This is a genomic window from Streptococcus oralis (genome assembly GCF_901543815.1).
Lineage (GTDB): Bacteria > Bacillota > Bacilli > Lactobacillales > Streptococcaceae > Streptococcus > Streptococcus oralis_CM.
The window spans coordinates 1,606,251-1,622,767 of the sequence record NZ_CABEIU010000002.1 but is presented as its reverse complement, the minus strand read 5'-3'; the positions used below and the strand labels follow the sequence as shown (position 1 = coordinate 1,622,767).

Here is a 16,517-nt window from a genome sequence, read left to right as displayed (position 1 = left end):
GGGAGTAACCTCCTAAATGAGCGATTTTTGATTGACTTCTTTAAAGAGTTGATAGAGAGTATAGAAGTAAACCAAACTAAAAATGATACAGATTATTAGAAATACCAGGTATCTCCAATCCATAGGATTTGTTAAAAGTTGTGGAAAGGATACGAGGATAAAACAGAGAGATGCGTTTAGAAGACGTATTTTTTTTGATTGGATTTTCTGGAATCTCTGTCCCTTGTTCAATACAGGAAGGAATAAAAGAAAGATAATCAAGAAAGGATGCTCAATATGTCCAGAAAGTAGGAAAAAGGTAACAAAGATACTGATAAAAACATGACTGATCAGTAGTCTAGCTAGTGATTTCATAAGGTACCTCCTAGTCGTCTTCATGGTCTTTTTTGGCTTTTCGAATGCGAAGAGAGACGATAATTTGTATGGTCACTCCGAAGAAGAAGGCTGCTAGGATAGTTGACACAAAATGCCCTGTATTTAAAAGAGAGCTAAGATAATCCTTGCTATCATCGGTTAGGACATTCAGAAGCGGTATTCCAAAGAACATGCCCATGCCATAGATTAGGCCGGCTTTTAGACCAGGAAAATGTAGCTTTTTGCTTTCTTTTTGACTCAGCATTTCGGGATCAATGGCTGTGATGCCTGTTTTCTTGGTTTGGGAGACCACATAGAGAGCAGAAATCATCGAAATGCCGAATACCACAAGAGGATAGCCGATAGCGACAATTTGCGGATATTTATAAGCAAGGACAAAGGGGATGAGATTGCCAAATATCATGAGATAAAAGAGAACAATAAAGACCTGATTCCCGATACGATCGGCCTCGCGCCGTTTGTGTTCGTCAAGGGGACCAGAAATACCGTATATGCGTTTAATGAGTTTTTCAGTGAGAGTTTCTTTTTTCATTTGTTTGCTCCTAATCATCCTGATCTTTCTTGGATTTTGCAATGCGACGGGAGATGATAATTTGTATAATCACTCCGAAGAAGAAAGACTGGAGAATACTTGAAAAAATATTTTTAAAAGTGAGAAGAGACTGAAGATAGTCCTGACTCTCACCTAGTAGTATATGGAGAAGAGGGGTTACAAAAAAACTCATCAATCCATAGACTATCCCCGCTTTAAGACCTGGGTAGTGTAGTTGCTTGCTTTCTTTCTCATTCAGCATATCTAGATCAATGGCTGTGATGCCCGTTTTCTTGGTTTGAGAGACCACATAGAGGGCAGCCATCATCGAAATGCCGAATACCACGAGAGGATAACCTATAGCGACAATTTGCGGGTATTTATAGGCAAGAACGAGCGGGATAAGATTGCCAAATGTCATCAGATAAAAGAGGACAATAAAGACCTGATTCCCGATACGATCGGCCTCGCGCCGTTTGTGTTCGTCAAGGGGACCAGAAATACCGTATATGCGTTTAATGAGTTTTTCAGTGAGAGTTTCTTTTTTCATTTGTTTGCTCCTTTTTTAAAAATCGTCTTCCCAAAAGAGGCTATTGAGGTCAGTTTGGAGGCTGCGGGCGAGGTTGAGACAGAGTTCCAGGGTTGGATTGTACTTGTCATTTTCAATCATGTTGATGGTCTGTCTCGAGACACCGATATCTTTGGCGAGCTCGAGCTGGGAAATGCCCAGTTCCTTGCGGAATTCTTTCACACGATTCATAGAGTCTCCTTTCTGATGTGTCGCATATATTTGACTATATTATATTCTTTTGGAGATGGTGTGTCAAGTATACACGACATTTTTTTGAGAATTTTTTTCGAAGAAACTTAGCCTTGTCTGACAAGTGCAAGCTGGTCAGATTTGTGGTAAAATAGATAAGATATGACAAAAGAATTTCATCATGTAACGGTCTTGCTTCATGAAACGATTGATATGCTTGACGTAAAACCTGACGGTATCTACGTTGATGCGACTTTGGGCGGAGCAGGCCATAGCGAATATTTATTAAGTAAATTGAGCGAAAAAGGGCATCTCTATGCCTTTGACCAGGACCAGAATGCCATTGACAATGCGCAAAAACGGTTGGCACCCTATATCGAAAAGGGGATGGTAACCTTTATCAAGGATAACTTCCGCCATTTGCAGGCACGTTTGCAGGAGGCTGGTGTCCAGGAAATTGATGGAATTTGTTATGACTTGGGAGTGTCCAGTCCTCAGCTGGATCAGCGTGAGCGTGGTTTTTCTTATAAAAAGGATGCGCCACTGGATATGCGGATGAATCAGGAAGCTCGTCTGACGGCCTATGAGGTGGTCAATCATTATGACTATCATGACTTGGTTCGGATCTTTTTCAAGTATGGTGAGGATAAATTTTCTAAACAGATTGCCCGTAAGATTGAGCAAGCGCGTGAGGTGAAACCCATCGAGACAACGACGGAGTTGGCAGAGATTATCAAGTCGGCCAAGCCTGCCAAGGAGCTCAAGAAAAAGGGGCACCCTGCCAAGCAGATTTTCCAGGCTATCCGAATCGAAGTCAATGATGAGCTGGGCGCTGCAGATGAATCCATCCAGCAGGCCATGGACATGCTGGCTCTGGATGGTAGAATCTCGGTCATTACCTTCCATTCGTTGGAAGACCGCTTGACCAAGCAATTATTCAAAGAAGCTTCAACAGTGGAAGTTCCCAAAGGCTTGCCCTTCATTCCAGATGACCTTAAGCCCAAGATGGAATTGGTATCCCGTAAGCCAATCTTGCCAAGTGCCGAAGAGCTAGAAGTCAACAATCGTTCGCATTCAGCCAAGTTGCGCGTGGCTAGAAAAATTCACAAGTAAGAGGAAAAACATGGCAGAAAGAATCGAAAAAACAAGCCAGTTATTGCAAACGAAGTTTAAAGGTTTTTCACGTGTGGAAAAGGCCTTCTATGTTTCGATTGCTGCAACAATGATTATCCTGGCAATCAGCGTTGTGTTTATGCAGACCAAGCTATTACAAGTTCAGAATGAATTGACCAAGGTCAATGCTCAAATCGAAGAAAAGAAAACAGAGCTCGACGATGCCAAGCAAGAGGTCAATGAATTGATTCGTTCAGAACGTTTGAAAGAGATTGCAAACTCTAAGAATTTACAGCTGAATAACGAAAATATCCGAGCAACGGAGTAAGAAATGAAACAGTGGAAAGAAAAAATCATCCGTTATGCCGTTCGTAACCGTAAATCTCCAGAAGAAAACCGCCGAAGAGTAGGGAAAAGCCTGAGTTTATTGGCTGTCATACTCTTCGCTGTCTTTTTGGTCAACTTTGCGGTCATTATCGGAACAGGCAAAAAATTTGGTAAGGACTTGGTTCAAGAAGCAAACAAGGTCCATCAAACAACCAAGACGATTCCTGCAAAACGTGGGACCATCTACGATCGTAATGGAACACCTATTGCTGAGGATGCAACTTCGTATAATATCTATGCCGTTATTGACAAGACCTACAAGTCAGCAACAGGCAAAATTCTCTATGTAGAGGATTCTCAATTTAATAAGGTGGCTGAAATTTTCCATAAGTATCTGGATATGGAGGAGTCCTATGTCAAAGAACAGCTTTCTCAGCCAGATCTGAAACAGGTATCTTTTGGTACCAAGGGAAATGGGATCACCTATGCCAATATGATGGCTATTAAAAATGACCTCAAAACTGCTGGCGTTGAGGGGGTTGACTTTACAACAAGCCCTAACCGTAGTTATCCCAATGGACAGTTTTCTTCTTCCTTTATCGGTTTAGCGCAACTTCATGAAAATGAGGATGGTACCAAGAGCTTGATTGGAACATCTGGTTTGGAGAGTTCTTTAAATAGCATTCTGGCGGGTACAGATGGGATTATCACTTATGAGAAGGATCGTCTGGGAAACATTGTTCCGGGTACAGATCAAGCTTCTCAACAAACGGTAGATGGAAAGGATGTGTACACAACCCTTTCTAGTCCCTTACAATCCTTTATGGAAACACAGATGGATGCCTTTCAGGAAAAGGTAAAAGGCAAGTATATGACGGCTACCTTGGTTAGCGCTAAAACAGGGGAAATCCTGGCTACGACCCAACGGCCAACCTTTAACGCAGATACCAAGGATGGCATCACAAAAGACTTTGTCTGGCGAGATATCCTTTATCAAAGTAACTACGAGCCAGGATCGACCATGAAGGTGATGATGTTGGCCTCAGCTATTGATAACAATACCTTCCCTGGTGGGGAATACTTTAACAGTAGTGAATTGAAAATAGCTGATGCGACCATTCGAGACTGGGACGTCAATGAAGGATTGACTAGTGGTGGCACCATGACTTTCTCTCAAGGATTTGCTCACTCAAGTAATATCGGAATGACCTTGCTTGAGCAAAAGATGGGAGATGCAACCTGGTTGGACTACCTTAACCGCTTTAAGTTTGGAGTACCGACCCGTTTTGGTCTGACAGATGAGTACACAGGTCAATTACCTGCTGATAACATTGTTAATATCGCCATGAGTTCATTTGGACAAGGGATCTCTGTCACCCAGACCCAGATGCTTCGTGCTTTTACAGCTATTGCCAACGATGGGGTTATGTTGGAGCCGAAATTTATCAGTGCCCTCTATGATCCAAATGACCAGTCTGTTCGTAAGTCTCAAAAGGAAATTGTCGGAAATCCTGTGTCAAAAGCAGCAGCGTCCTCTACTCGGGAGCACATGGTCATGGTCGGAACAGATCCTGTCTACGGTACCATGTACAACCACAGCATAGGAAAGCCGAATGTCAATGTTCCAGGTCAGAATGTCGCTCTGAAATCAGGGACTGCTCAGATTGCCGATGAGAAGAATGGGGGTTACCTTACAGGTGAAACCAACTATATCTTCTCTGTTGTGTCGATGCATCCTGCAGAAAATCCTGACTTTATCCTCTATGTGACGGTGCAACAGCCAGAGCATTATTCAGGTATTCAGCTTGGGGAGTTTGCCAACCCAATCCTTGAGCGAGCTTCTGCTATGAAAGAATCCCTCAATCTTCAGTCAACTGCCAAGAGCTTGGATCAGGTCAGCAAGACGACAAGCTATGCTATGCCAGCTACCAAGGACTTTACCCCAGGTGACCTAGCGGAGGAATTGCGTCGTAACCTTGTTCAACCAATCGTTATCGGAACAGGAACCAAGATCAAGGAACTCTCGGTTTCTGAAGGAGATAATTTGGAAGCCAATCAGCAGATCTTGATTCTGTCTGATAAGGTCGAAGAAATGCCTGATATGTACGGCTGGACAGATGAAAATGTGCAAACATTTGCCAAATGGCTGAATATAGAAGTCGAGTGGGAAGGTAGTGGCAAAACGGTCAAGAAACAAAGTGTCCGTGCCAATACAGCACTCAAAGACATTAAAAAAATGAAAATAACTTTAGGAGATTAAGATGATTAGTTCCATTAGTGCTGGAGTTCTAGCCTTTCTATTGACCTTGATTGGTATTCCAGCCTTTATCCGATTTTATCGAAAAGCACAGATTACGGGTCAGCAGATGCACGAAGATGTCAAACAACACCAAGCTAAAGCTGGGACTCCAACCATGGGAGGACTTGTCTTCCTGATTGTTGCAGTAGTAGTGAGCTTCCTTGTTGCTCTCATTACCCAACAATTGACCAACAATGTAGGCATGATTTTGTTTATCTTGGTTTTGTATGGTTTGGTAGGTTTTTTGGATGATTTCCTCAAGGTCTTTCGTAAAATTAACGAAGGCTTGAATCCTAAGCAAAAACTTGCTCTCCAGCTCCTTGGAGGAGTGATTTTCTACCTCTTTTATGAGCGTGGTGGCGACATGCTTTCAGTCTTTGGCTACCAAGTTCATCTGGGTATTTTCTATATTTTCTTTGCCCTATTCTGGCTAGTTGGCTTTTCAAATGCGGTGAATCTGACGGACGGGATCGATGGCTTAGCAAGTATTTCCGTGGTGATTAGCTTATCGGCCTACGGTGTGATTGCTTATATGCAAAATCAACTGGATATCCTTCTTGTGATTCTTGCCATGATTGGTGGTTTGCTAGGCTTCTTCGTCTTTAACCACAAGCCTGCCAAGGTTTTCATGGGAGACGTTGGAAGTTTGGCTCTAGGTGGGATGCTGGCAGCTATTTCTATGGCCCTCCACCAAGAATGGACGCTTTTGCTGATTGGGATTATCTATGTTTTTGAGACAAGCTCTGTTATGATGCAGGTTACCTACTTCAAACTTAGTGGTGGGAAGCGTATTTTCCGTATGACACCTGTGCATCACCATTTCGAGCTTGGAGGATTCTCAGGCAAGGGCAATCCTTGGAGCGAGTGGAAGGTTGACTTCTTCTTTTGGGGAGTTGGGCTTCTAGCAAGTCTCTTGACCTTAACCTTTTTATACCTGCTGTAAACATAACTTTTGATTACAAAATAAAACAGGATGAAGGTGATCTTCATCCTGTTTTTGTGTGTTTAAAGGTTAGTTGGAGTCATCCTTTCTTCCTTTTAACATAAAAGTGGCTGTAAGGGCTAGGCTGAGGCCTGCTAAGAAGAGGAGTGGGTTGGATGCTTCTCCTGTTGCTGGAAGTTCTTCTTTAGAAGAATGATTTCCAGTTTTCGCAGGGATCAGACTAGCTGAAAGTTGTTCAGCCTCGTGTGCCAAGGTTTCTGTATCTGAAGCACTTGGTTTTTCCTCTGTGTTAGAGCTTGTTCCAGTAGCTTGATAGACGACGGCATAGGTACTGAAATGATTAGTGATGAACTCTACCTTTCCGTCTCGTACAGTGAAATCAAGGGCTTGCAACTCCTTATTTGGAGTGAGGTAGTAAACATTTTCTACGCTAGCTGAAATAGGCAAGCGAACTAAGACAGAGCCTTTTGGCTGCAAGCTATGATCGGTTGGATTTTTAAGCTGTAGGTCATAAGCGTCATAGATCTTGCCAAAGAGTTCCTGAGCTAGGACACGTCGGCTAGAGATGTGAGAAATTCCTTCTAAGTCAGTAGCTCCACCGATGATTTCTACTCCAGTCTCCTTATCTTTCAAGACTTGAACTGGATAGTCAGGAAGGCTATGGGTCGGAGCGACCTGATCTCCGCTAGTTCCGATAGGTTTAGTGTATTCAGGTTTTTCAACAGTAGGAGCTTCCTCTTGACCTGCTGTTCCGATCGGTTTGGTGTATTCAGGCTTTTCTACAGTAGGAGACTCTTCTTGCCCCGCCGTTCCGATAGGTTCGGTGTATTCAGGCATTTCTACAGTGGGTGGCACTTCTTGCCCTGCAGTCCCGATAGGTTTAGTGTATTCCGGAATTGTCACTGTAGGTGGTTCCTCTTGCCCTGCCGTTCCGATAGGATCGGTGTATTCCGGAATTTCAACAGTAGGAGCTGGTTCGTCCCCCTTGCTTGTAGTTGGCTGACTCTCGTCAACCTTTTTCTCATCCTTTTTAGTAAAGACGGCTACGATAGGGCTACTTGTGGTATTTCCTTGAATGGTATAAGCTTCAATTGCATTTCCAGCTTTGCGATTGGTTTCGTCAGGAATTGGGATTTGAACTTGATTGTCTTGGACTGATAGGATAGTCTGATCTCCACTGGTAACCAGATGCGTTTCATCCACTTTGCGCAAGACCAGAGGATCTTTGACACCTGGGAAGGTCACTGCGATGGCTTCCCAATCTCCAGCTGGTAGGCTTAAGGAAATGGTTTTGTCATTTTCCTTAAGAGGCGCGATGCTAGGGCTATCTAGACCAACAGCAGGGGCTTTGATGATATCAAAGGAGTCTAAAGAGATTTTCTTGCGACCTTCTGGCGAATCTGGGTCAACTTGTAATGTCAGGGTGTGCGGGCCGTCAGTAAGGTTTGTAAATTCGCCAATAAAAGCTCTCTTTTCGGTTGCACCTGAAGTGTAGAAGTCTAGACTTGGCATTTCTTTGCCATCTAGTGTAACACGTGCTCGTCCAAGGGCAAGGCTCTTCAAGCCATAAATACGAATGCCCGTCCCTGTAAAGGAAATAGTTGCCTGAGCTTCTGAAGCTGTACTAGAGTCGCTGTTGTTAATATCAGCGTATTTTTCCGTACCTCCGTAGAGTTCAGGGTCAGACCAGTCCTTAAACTGGGAACCATACTGGATGCGCGAATCGCGATCATCTATTTTTTCAATCGTATTGCCTGTTCCTGCTAGGATCTTGAAGTAGTCTAATGAAATTTTCGAGCGCTCACTACCACGCCCTTTGTGCTCACGTTTAACACTAAGAGTCAATGTGTGAGGTCCGTCTGACAATCCTGTGAAGCGACCGATGAGACTACCTTTTTCAGTTGCTCCAGCAGTATGGAAGTCAAGCTCTCCGACCTCTTTGCCATCAATTTTAGCAGTGGCAAGACCGAGTTCAGACGATTTTAGTCCATAGATTTCGATACCAACTCCAGTGAAAGGGATGGTAGCAGTTAAATCTTTGTCAGTGTAGTTTCCTCGTGAAAGATCAGCAAACTTCTCTGTTCCTCCGAATAATTCTGAGTCTGCCCAGTTTCCAAAGGCAGCTCCGTACTGGATACGGCCGTCTCGATCATCCATCAATTCACTAGGGGTTTCTACAGTTGCTTGTTCAGAGACTTGTGTAGAAACTTCGCCCAGCATAGCTTTGACCGTATAGGTGTATGCGAGTTGAGGATTTAGTGATCGGTCAATAAAGTGGGTTTGATTGGTTACAAATTCTCTGGTCGCAGAAGTTTGGCCAGATGCGTCTTTCACTTGTCTTTGGATGACATAGTGGGTAGCGCCTTCTACTTGGTTAAAGGTAAGTTCGGCAGTGACACCATTTTGTCGAACTGCTGTCAGACTGGTTACACGACCAGGGAAATGTTCAAAGGTAATGACGTCCCCTTTTTGAGTTGCTAGTTGGATGCGATTATCTTTAAGGATCGTTGCCTTGACTGGTTTGCCATTGACCTTGATTTGGCTGGCTTCGATATTTGGATAGTCTACAACTAGGTCTCCACCGACATTTGAAAGGAAGGACAAGCTTTGCAAGTTCTTATCTTTCCACTTCATGCTGACTTCAAAGTTACCACGGGCAACCAAGCCAGAAACCTGACCGTCTTTCCAAGCATCAGGAAGGGCTGGCAATGGCGCAATATAGCCTGTATGAGATTGGAGGAGCATTTCTGCCATCCCACTGGTAGCTCCAAAGTTTCCGTCGATTTGGAATGGCGCGTGGGTATCCCAAAGGTTTTCTAGGGTTGAATACTTAAGCTGTTCAGCGAGTAAGCGATGGGCACGGTTACCGTCCAGCAGACGAGCCCAAAGGTTGATTTTATTGGCCTTAGACCAACCTGTACCACCATCTCCACGGTGGTTCAAGGTAGCACGCGCAGCTTCTAGGTATTCAGCCTGGTCCTTGCTAAAGAGCGTACCTGGGAAGAGACCAACTAGATGGGAAACGTGACGGTGGTTGTTTTCAATCCCTTCATTGGTGAATTGTGGACTGTCCTCCTCGTACCATTCCTTGATACGTCCTTCTTTATTGATGTGAAGTGGTTTGAGTTTGTCAAATTTAGCCTTGACCTCTGTGACTAAGTCTTGGTCGACTTTCAGATGGTTAGCGACTTCCATGTAGTCGTGGAATAGCTGCCAGACTAGCGATTGGTCAAAGGTGTTTCCGATGGTGATGGTCCCGTGTTCCGGTGAGTAGGATGGAGAAGACACCCAACGGTCACTGGCCTTGTCATAGTGCAAGAAGGAGTTCCAGAACTTAGCGGTTTCCTTGAGCATTGGATAAATCTTTTCTTTGAGATAGGTCTCATCCTTGGTAAATTTATAATAGTCATAGACATTCTGCATCATCCAAGCGTTGGCTGCTGGAGACCAACCCCAATAGTAATTCCAGCCTGGAGTAGTCCAGCCAAATGGTGTTGCTTGGGTGTGGACCAGCCAACCATTTTCTTGTCCATCTTTGGATGCGATACCAGCGTATTCCTTGGCAGCGATACGGCCATAGTAGCGCATGTCGTCAATGTAATTGATCATTGGCTTGGCTGTTTCAGCCAGGTTGCTCATGTAGGCTGGCCAATAGTTCATTTGCAAATTGACATTGAGGTGGTAGTCAGCGTTCCAAGGTGGATTGTCTACAGCATTCCAGACTCCTTGGAGGTTGGCAGGAAGGGCATCTGTCCGATCACGCGACGAACTAATCAGTAGATAACGTCCGTATTGGAAGAAGAGTTCTTCCAGTTTTTGACCTTTGCTAGGGTTATAGCCTTGAAGGGCTTCTTTTGTCGTTTGAGCAGTCTTGCTTCCACCTAGGTTTAGTTTAACGCGGTTAAAGAGACTTTGATAGTCCTTGATATGGGCCTTTTTCAGTGTCTCGTAGTCTTTGGCCTTAGCAGCTTCTACAATCCCTTTAACTGTTTTTTCGAGGTCAATGTCTTTTCGATAGTTGGTTTTTGGATTCTGAGTAAAGTTAGTCTTGGCACTGAGATAGAGGGTTGCATAACTTGCGCCTGTAACGGTCAGAGTTTCGTCCTGAACAGTCACCTTTCCGTCCGTTTTAATTCCTAGATAGGATGCAAATTGGAGGCCGTTATCTTTGACAGTTCCCTTTAGAAGGATTCCGTTTGCATCTGTAGTGACATGACCATTCTTATAGTTGGAATATTCCCAAGAGTAGTTGCCATTAGCAAGCAAATCTTCTGTCAAGCTGTTCCAAAGGGTAAAGTCAAGTGTCTTGTTTCCTTTTTTGGTCAAGTGGGTCACAGTGACATCATCAGGATAGCTGGAGAAGGTTTCGCGTTTGAAGGTCGTCCCATCTTGGGTGTAGGAAGTGGTCGTAGTGGCTTCGGTGATGTCTAGATTACGATGATAATCAGTTACAGTATCTAGTCCTTTCTTCTGGTTATTAAAGACCATGAAGATATCTCCAAAGGCTAGGTAACGTCCATACTGGGCGTTGTTTGGTCCAACTAGATTTTGTTCAGCTAACTGTTTTGCTTTTTGACGGTCTCCAGCTTCGAGGGCTTCACGAATCTCCGCCAAGACCTTGTAGCGATCCTTGTAGTTTCCTCCATTATAGTCGGTGCTATCGGGTTGTGGTCCTCCTGACCAGAGGGTCTTTTCGTTGTACTGGATTCTCTCTTCGCCAATCAGACCGAAAACCTTGGCTCCCATCTCTCCATTTCCGACAGGAAGGGCTTGTTTTTCCCATCCATCATAGGAGGGAGCTGTTGGCTGATCGTAGTTGAGTTGATAGTTTTCTTGCTTTGTCACCGGCTGATCTGCTTTTTCAGGTTCCTTATTTTCTTTAGCTTCTACAATGGCTTCTTCACTAGCTTGACTATTTGTCTTCTGAGTCTCGTTAGCTGGCTTGCTTTCGGAAACTACTGGACTTTCTGCTAGAGACGGATTTGTAGTTTCAGTAGCTTCAGCCATTTTTGGTTCGCTATTAGGCTTAGTGATAGCTTCGACAGAGGTTGGTTCAGTTTGCTTAACCTCAACACTGTCTGCAGCTACAGTATGGTTGACTAGAAAAATAGCCCCCAGCAAAACAGAAGCAGTCCCAACCGTCAGCTTGCGGATGCTATAGCGACAGGATTTCTCCCAAAAGTGTTTTTTCATAAAACCCTCCTTTGTTTATTAGAAACCGCTTACATTTTATAAAGCAGTTTCGTTTAATTTGTTTCTATTTATCTCCTCACCTCCCATTCTAATGGTCGCTTAGCATTTGTCAAGAGGTTTTTGGTGAAAAACATATTTGAGATTGCTTTTTCTTAAAAAAGTAGAAGAAAGAGAGGAAAGGGTGGAATTATTCGTAATTTCATAGTTCGATCTGATTTTAAGACTAGCTTAGAATTGGCTTACCCCCCTCTTGAAAGCGTAAAACAAACTAGTCAGGAAAGTCACTTTGTGGTATAATATAGAAGACTCAAAAAGAAACAGGAGAAAAAGAATGGATTTACTTTTAGCAATTATCTTGATTGTGCTAGCTTTTCTAGGAGGAGCTCTTGGAGGGATGTACTTGGTTCGTAAGCAAATCGAAAAAGAATTTGCGGACAACCCACGTTTGAACGCTGAGGCAGTTCGTGCTCTTTTGAGCGCAAATGGTCAAAAACCAAGCGAAGCCAAGGTACAACAAGTTTACCACCAAATCATCCGCCAACAAAAAGCAGCCCTTGCTAACAATAAAAAGAAATAAATAGGAAAAGTCTGGGATGAAAGTTCCAGACTTCTCACTATGTTCAATAGTTCTCAAGGATAAGACTTTTTCCTTGCATTCTATTGATATTTGATTATGATTAAAAGAGAGGCAGTTGCCATTCTATCAAGCTGTCTATCCGTTCATTTAGGACGAGTAATTATGATGAACTATCAATCAGAAAAAAGACTAGAAAAAAGACTAGAAAGAAGACTATATGGATAATCGACCAATCGGTTTTTTGGATTCGGGTGTCGGGGGCTTGACCGTTGTTCGTGAGCTCATGCGCCAGCTTCCCCATGAAGAAATCGTCTATATTGGAGATTCGGCACGGGCGCCCTATGGTCCCCGTCCTGCTGAGCAAATTCGTGAATATACTTGGCAGTTGGTCAACTTTCTCTTGACCAAGGATGTCAAGATGATTGTCATTGCTTGTAATACAGCAACGGCAGTCGTCTGGGAAGAGATTAAAGCCCAGTTAGATATTCCTGTTCTTGGAGTGATTTTACCCGGTGCGTCAGCGGCTATCAAATCCAGTCAAGGTGGGAAAATCGGAGTAATTGGAACCCCCATGACGGTCCAATCAGATATCTACCGTCAGAAAATCCATGATCTGGATCCGGACTTACAGGTGGAGAGTTTGGCCTGTCCCAAGTTTGCCCCCTTGGTGGAGTCTGGTGCCCTGTCAACCAGTGTAACAAAGAAAGTGGTCTATGAAACCCTGCGTCCCTTGGTTGGAAAGGTGGATAGCCTGATTTTGGGTTGTACCCATTACCCACTCCTTCGCCCTATCATCCAAAATGTCATGGGACCAAAGGTTCAGCTCATCGATAGTGGGGCAGAGTGTGTACGGGATATCTCGGTTTTGCTGAACTATTTTGAAATCAATCGTAGCCGAGATGCGGGACCTCTTCAACATCGTTTTTACACAACAGCCAATAGCCAAAGTTTTGCTCAGATTGGAGCAGAATGGCTGGAAAAAGAGATTCATGTGGAGCATGTAACTTTATGACAAACAAAATTTATGAATACAAGGATGACCAGGACTGGTATGTCGGTGTCTGGGATGTCTATGGAGGTATCTACAGCCTCATCAAAGATCCTCTCGAGCTTGATTTTATGGATTTAGCGCGGATTTTTCGTGACGAGAAAAACGGCTTTCCGATTACGATAACGGTGATGCGCTGGTCTTCTAACTTCCGTCTGCTCTCCTTTATCGTTGAGATTTTAAATGCTGAAGTAGGTCGCAATCTGGAAGTCATCCAACGTCAGGGAGCCCTGCTCTTGGTTGAAAATGGACAGCTTTTGCATGTCGAATTGCCTAAAGAAGGAGTCGATGTAGAAGCCTTCTTTGAAACTAGCAAGGTTAGAGAAACCTTATTGATTGCAACTCGCAACGAAGGCAAGACCAAGGAATTCCGAGCTATCTTTGACAAGTTAGGCTACGACGTGGAAAATCTCAATGACTATCCAGATCTACCTGAAGTAGCAGAAACAGGCATGACCTTTGAAGAAAATGCCCGCCTTAAGGCAGAAACAATTTCTCAATTAACAGGCAAGATGGTGCTAGCAGATGACTCTGGTCTCAAAGTCGATGTCCTCGGTGGCTTGCCAGGTGTCTGGTCAGCCCGTTTTGCAGGAGTGGGAGCAACTGATCGTGAAAACAACGCTAAACTCTTGCACGAATTGGCCATGGTCTTTGACCTCAAGGACCGTTCGGCTCAATTTCACACAACCTTAGTCGTAGCTAGTCCAAACAAGGAAAGTTTGGTTGTCGAAGCTGACTGGCCGGGCTACATTAATTTTGAACCTAAGGGTGAAAATGGCTTTGGCTATGACCCTCTTTTCCTTGTGGGAGAGACAGGCAAGTCAGCAGCTGAATTAACCCTGGAAGAAAAAAATAGCCAATCCCACCGTGCCTTAGCCGTTAAGAAACTTTTGGAGGTATTTCTATCATGGCAAAGCAAACCATCATTGTAATGAGTGATTCCCATGGCGATAGCTTGATTGTGGAAGAAATTCGTGATCGCTATCTGGGGAAAGTCGATGCCATTTTTCACGATGGTGACTCTGAACTCCGTCCAGACTCTCCGCTCTGGGAAGGCATCCATGTCGTCAAAGGAAATATGGACTTTTATGCTGGCTACCCAGAACGTTTGGTGACTCAACTTGGTCCGACCAAAATCATCCAGACCCATGGACACTTGTTTGATATCAATTTCAACTTTCAAAAGTTGGACTACTGGGCTCAGGAAGAAGATGCCGATATCTGTCTCTATGGTCACTTGCATGTGCCAAATGCTTGGATGGAAGGCAAGACTCTTTTTCTCAATCCAGGCTCCATCAGTCAACCACGAGGAACTATTAGAGAATGCCTCTATGCCCGTGTGGAGATTGATGACAGCTATTTTAAAGTAGACTTTTTGACACGTGACCATGAGGTTTATCCAGGCTTGTCCAAGGAGTTTGCTCGATGATTGCCAAGGAATTTGAAGCATTTTTATTGGAGCAGGAAGAGACTTTCCTTACCCCTGCTGAGAACCTAGCAGCCTTGATTGATACCCATAACGCTGACCATGCAATTTTGGTGCTGAGCCAAATCACCTATACCCGTATCCCTGTTGTGACCTTTGATAAACGCTTTGTTGGAACCATTGGCCTGAGAGATATTTTGGCATATCAAATGGAGCAGGGTTTGACGGATGAGCAGATGGCAACGACAGATATCGTCAATATGACCAAGACAGATGTGGCAGTCGTCGCTCCAGACTATAATATCACTGAGGTCCTCCATAAACTGGTGGATGAACCCTTCTTGCCAGTGGTAGATGATGAAGGGATTTTTCAAGGAATCATCACGCGCAAATCTATCCTCAAGGCCGTTAATGCTCTCTTACATGACTTTAGTAAGGAATATGAGATTCGATGCAAATGAGAGATAGGATTTCAGCCTTTTTAGAGGAAAAACAGGGCTTGTCTGCCAATTCCAAGCAGTCCTATAAGTATGATTTGGAGCAATTTTTAGATATGGTAGGGGAGCAGATTTCTGAAACCAGTCTCAAGATTTACCAAGGCCAGCTAGCCAATCTAAAAATCAGCGCCCAGAAGCGAAAACTTTCGGCCTGCAACCAATTTCTCTACTTTCTCTATCGAAAAGGAAAAGTGGACAGTTTTTATCGTTTGGAATTAGCCAAACAAGCTGAAAAGAAGACTGGAAAGCCAGAGATTCTAGACCTAGACTCTTTTTGGCAGGAAAGTAATTATCCAGAAGGACGCTTGCTGGCGCTTCTTATCTTGGAAATAGGGCTCTTGCCAAGTGAGATTTTAGCCCTTAAGGTTGCAGATATCAATCTGGATTTTCAGGTGTTGCGAATTAACAAGGCTTCCCAACAGAGAATTGTCACCATACCCACGACCTTGATTCCAGAATTGGAACCTTTGATGGGGCAGATCTATCTTTTTGAAAGGGCAGGAAAAGCCTATTCTCGTCAGTGGGCTTTTCGTCAGCTAGAGTCCTTTGTCAAGGAGAAGGGTTTCCCAACCTTATCAGCCCAAGCCTTGCGGGAACAGTTCATTCTAAGACAAATAGAAAACAAGGTCGATTTGTACGAAATTGCAAAAAGATTAGGATTAAAAACAGTCCTGACCTTAGAAAAATATAGATAATGGATATTAAATTAAAAGATTTTGAAGGGCCCCTGGACCTGCTCTTGCACTTGGTTTCTAAGTACCAGATGGATATCTACGATGTGCCCATCACAGAAGTCATTGAACAGTATCTAGCCTATGTCTCAACCTTGCAGGCCATGCGGCTGGAAGTGACGGGCGAGTATATGGTCATGGCCAGTCAGCTGATGCTGATCAAGAGTCGCAAGCTCTTGCCAAAGGTAGCTGAAGTGACAGACTTAGAGGATGACCTAGAGCAGGATCTTCTCTCTCAAATCGAAGAATACCGCAAGTTCAAGCTCTTGGGTGAGCACTTGGAGGCTAAGCACCAAGATCGGGCCCAGTACTATTCCAAAGCGCCAACAGAGTTGATTTACGAAGATGCAGAGCTTGTACATGACAAGACGACCATTGACCTCTTTTTGGCTTTTTCAAATATCCTAGCCAAGAAAAAAGAGGAGTTCGCTCAGAACCACACGACCATCCTGCGCGATGAGTATAAGATTGAGGACATGATGGTCATCGTAAAAGAGTCCTTGACTGGACTAGACCAGTTGCGCTTGCAGGATTTGTTCAAGGAAGCCCAGAATGTCCAAGAGGTTATCACCCTCTTTTTGGCAACTCTAGAGTTAATCAAAACTCAGGAACTGATCCTCGTGCAAGAGGAGAGTTTCGGAGATATCTATCTTATGGAAAAGAAGGAAGAAAATCAAGAGGCACGAAGCTAGACTT

General features: G+C 44.0%; 16 protein-coding genes. 11 read left to right on the top strand and 5 right to left on the bottom strand.

Annotation, left to right across the window (positions count from 1 at the left end; all coding sequences use genetic code 11):
- Positions 1-12: 12 nt before the first annotated feature.
- From FQT28_RS08225 to FQT28_RS08210, 4 genes are read right to left on the bottom strand one after another with little or no spacing between them, the layout of a single operon-like run.
- A complete protein-coding gene (locus FQT28_RS08225) occupies positions 13-354 on the bottom strand; it encodes a hypothetical protein (RefSeq protein ID WP_000838131.1) in 342 nt (113 codons plus the stop codon).
- A gap of 10 nt (positions 355-364) precedes the next feature.
- Positions 365-907, bottom strand: coding sequence for a DUF3278 domain-containing protein (locus FQT28_RS08220; protein ID WP_125450075.1), 543 nt, complete (start codon positions 905-907; stop codon positions 365-367).
- A 10-nt stretch (positions 908-917) separates the two neighbouring features.
- Complete coding sequence (locus FQT28_RS08215) at positions 918-1,457, bottom strand: DUF3278 domain-containing protein (RefSeq protein ID WP_143989917.1); 540 nt, start codon at positions 1,455-1,457, stop codon at positions 918-920.
- 15 nt (positions 1,458-1,472) lie between these two features.
- Positions 1,473-1,667, bottom strand: coding sequence for a helix-turn-helix transcriptional regulator (locus tag FQT28_RS08210; RefSeq protein WP_001082470.1), 195 nt, complete (start codon positions 1,665-1,667; stop codon positions 1,473-1,475).
- Positions 1,668-1,829: 162 nt separating this feature from the next.
- On the opposite strand from FQT28_RS08210, the gene rsmH reads away from it, so the two are divergent.
- The 4 genes from rsmH to mraY are packed head-to-tail and all read left to right on the top strand — an operon-like array spanning position 1,830 to position 6,349.
- On the top strand, positions 1,830-2,780 hold the full coding sequence (rsmH, locus tag FQT28_RS08205; RefSeq protein WP_143989916.1) for a 16S rRNA (cytosine(1402)-N(4))-methyltransferase RsmH: 951 nt from the start codon (positions 1,830-1,832) through the stop codon (positions 2,778-2,780).
- A gap of 10 nt (positions 2,781-2,790) precedes the next feature.
- A complete protein-coding gene (gene ftsL, locus FQT28_RS08200; RefSeq protein ID WP_000840796.1) occupies positions 2,791-3,108 on the top strand; it encodes a cell division protein FtsL in 318 nt (105 codons plus the stop codon).
- Between the two features lie 3 nt (positions 3,109-3,111).
- Entirely contained in the window at positions 3,112-5,367 is a 2,256-nt protein-coding gene (gene pbp2x, locus FQT28_RS08195; RefSeq protein WP_143989915.1) for a penicillin-binding protein PBP2X, read from the top strand.
- Between the two features lies 1 nt (position 5,368).
- The gene (gene mraY, locus FQT28_RS08190) at positions 5,369-6,349 is read left to right on the top strand and encodes a phospho-N-acetylmuramoyl-pentapeptide-transferase (protein WP_143989914.1); all 981 of its coding nucleotides are present in this window, start codon (positions 5,369-5,371) and stop codon (positions 6,347-6,349) included.
- A 69-nt stretch (positions 6,350-6,418) separates the two neighbouring features.
- On the opposite strand, the gene FQT28_RS08185 is transcribed toward mraY, so the two are convergent.
- The gene (locus FQT28_RS08185) at positions 6,419-11,542 is read right to left on the bottom strand and encodes an SIALI-17 repeat-containing surface protein (protein ID WP_143989913.1); all 5,124 of its coding nucleotides are present in this window, start codon (positions 11,540-11,542) and stop codon (positions 6,419-6,421) included.
- A 331-nt stretch (positions 11,543-11,873) separates the two neighbouring features.
- On the opposite strand from FQT28_RS08185, the gene FQT28_RS08180 reads away from it, so the two are divergent.
- The 7 genes from FQT28_RS08180 (at position 11,874) to FQT28_RS08150 (ending at position 16,513) form a co-directional block, all read left to right on the top strand.
- Positions 11,874-12,119 (top strand): YneF family protein, encoded by a 246-nt coding sequence (locus FQT28_RS08180; RefSeq protein WP_000364980.1) that lies wholly within the window; start codon positions 11,874-11,876, stop codon positions 12,117-12,119.
- A gap of 217 nt (positions 12,120-12,336) precedes the next feature.
- Complete coding sequence (gene racE / locus FQT28_RS08175) at positions 12,337-13,131, top strand: glutamate racemase (RefSeq protein WP_000370379.1); 795 nt, start codon at positions 12,337-12,339, stop codon at positions 13,129-13,131.
- Positions 13,089-14,099, top strand: a complete 1,011-nt coding sequence (locus tag FQT28_RS08170; protein ID WP_398575134.1) for a nucleoside-triphosphate diphosphatase — start codon at positions 13,089-13,091, stop codon at positions 14,097-14,099. The genes racE and FQT28_RS08170 overlap by 43 nt, the downstream gene beginning before the upstream one ends.
- The gene (locus FQT28_RS08165; RefSeq protein ID WP_001118939.1) at positions 14,075-14,596 is read left to right on the top strand and encodes a metallophosphoesterase; all 522 of its coding nucleotides are present in this window, start codon (positions 14,075-14,077) and stop codon (positions 14,594-14,596) included. The genes FQT28_RS08170 and FQT28_RS08165 overlap by 25 nt, the downstream gene beginning before the upstream one ends.
- Positions 14,593-15,054, top strand: a complete 462-nt coding sequence (gene cbpB, locus FQT28_RS08160; protein ID WP_000560696.1) for a cyclic-di-AMP-binding protein CbpB — start codon at positions 14,593-14,595, stop codon at positions 15,052-15,054. The genes FQT28_RS08165 and cbpB overlap by 4 nt, the downstream gene beginning before the upstream one ends.
- Positions 15,051-15,785: a site-specific tyrosine recombinase XerD gene (gene xerD, locus FQT28_RS08155; protein WP_313769808.1), complete on the top strand. Its 735-nt coding sequence runs from the start codon at positions 15,051-15,053 to the stop codon at positions 15,783-15,785. Before cbpB ends, xerD begins: the two co-directional genes overlap by 4 nt.
- The gene (locus FQT28_RS08150) at positions 15,785-16,513 is read left to right on the top strand and encodes a segregation/condensation protein A (protein WP_143989910.1); all 729 of its coding nucleotides are present in this window, start codon (positions 15,785-15,787) and stop codon (positions 16,511-16,513) included. The genes xerD and FQT28_RS08150 overlap by 1 nt, the downstream gene beginning before the upstream one ends.
- Positions 16,514-16,517: the final 4 nt, after the last annotated feature.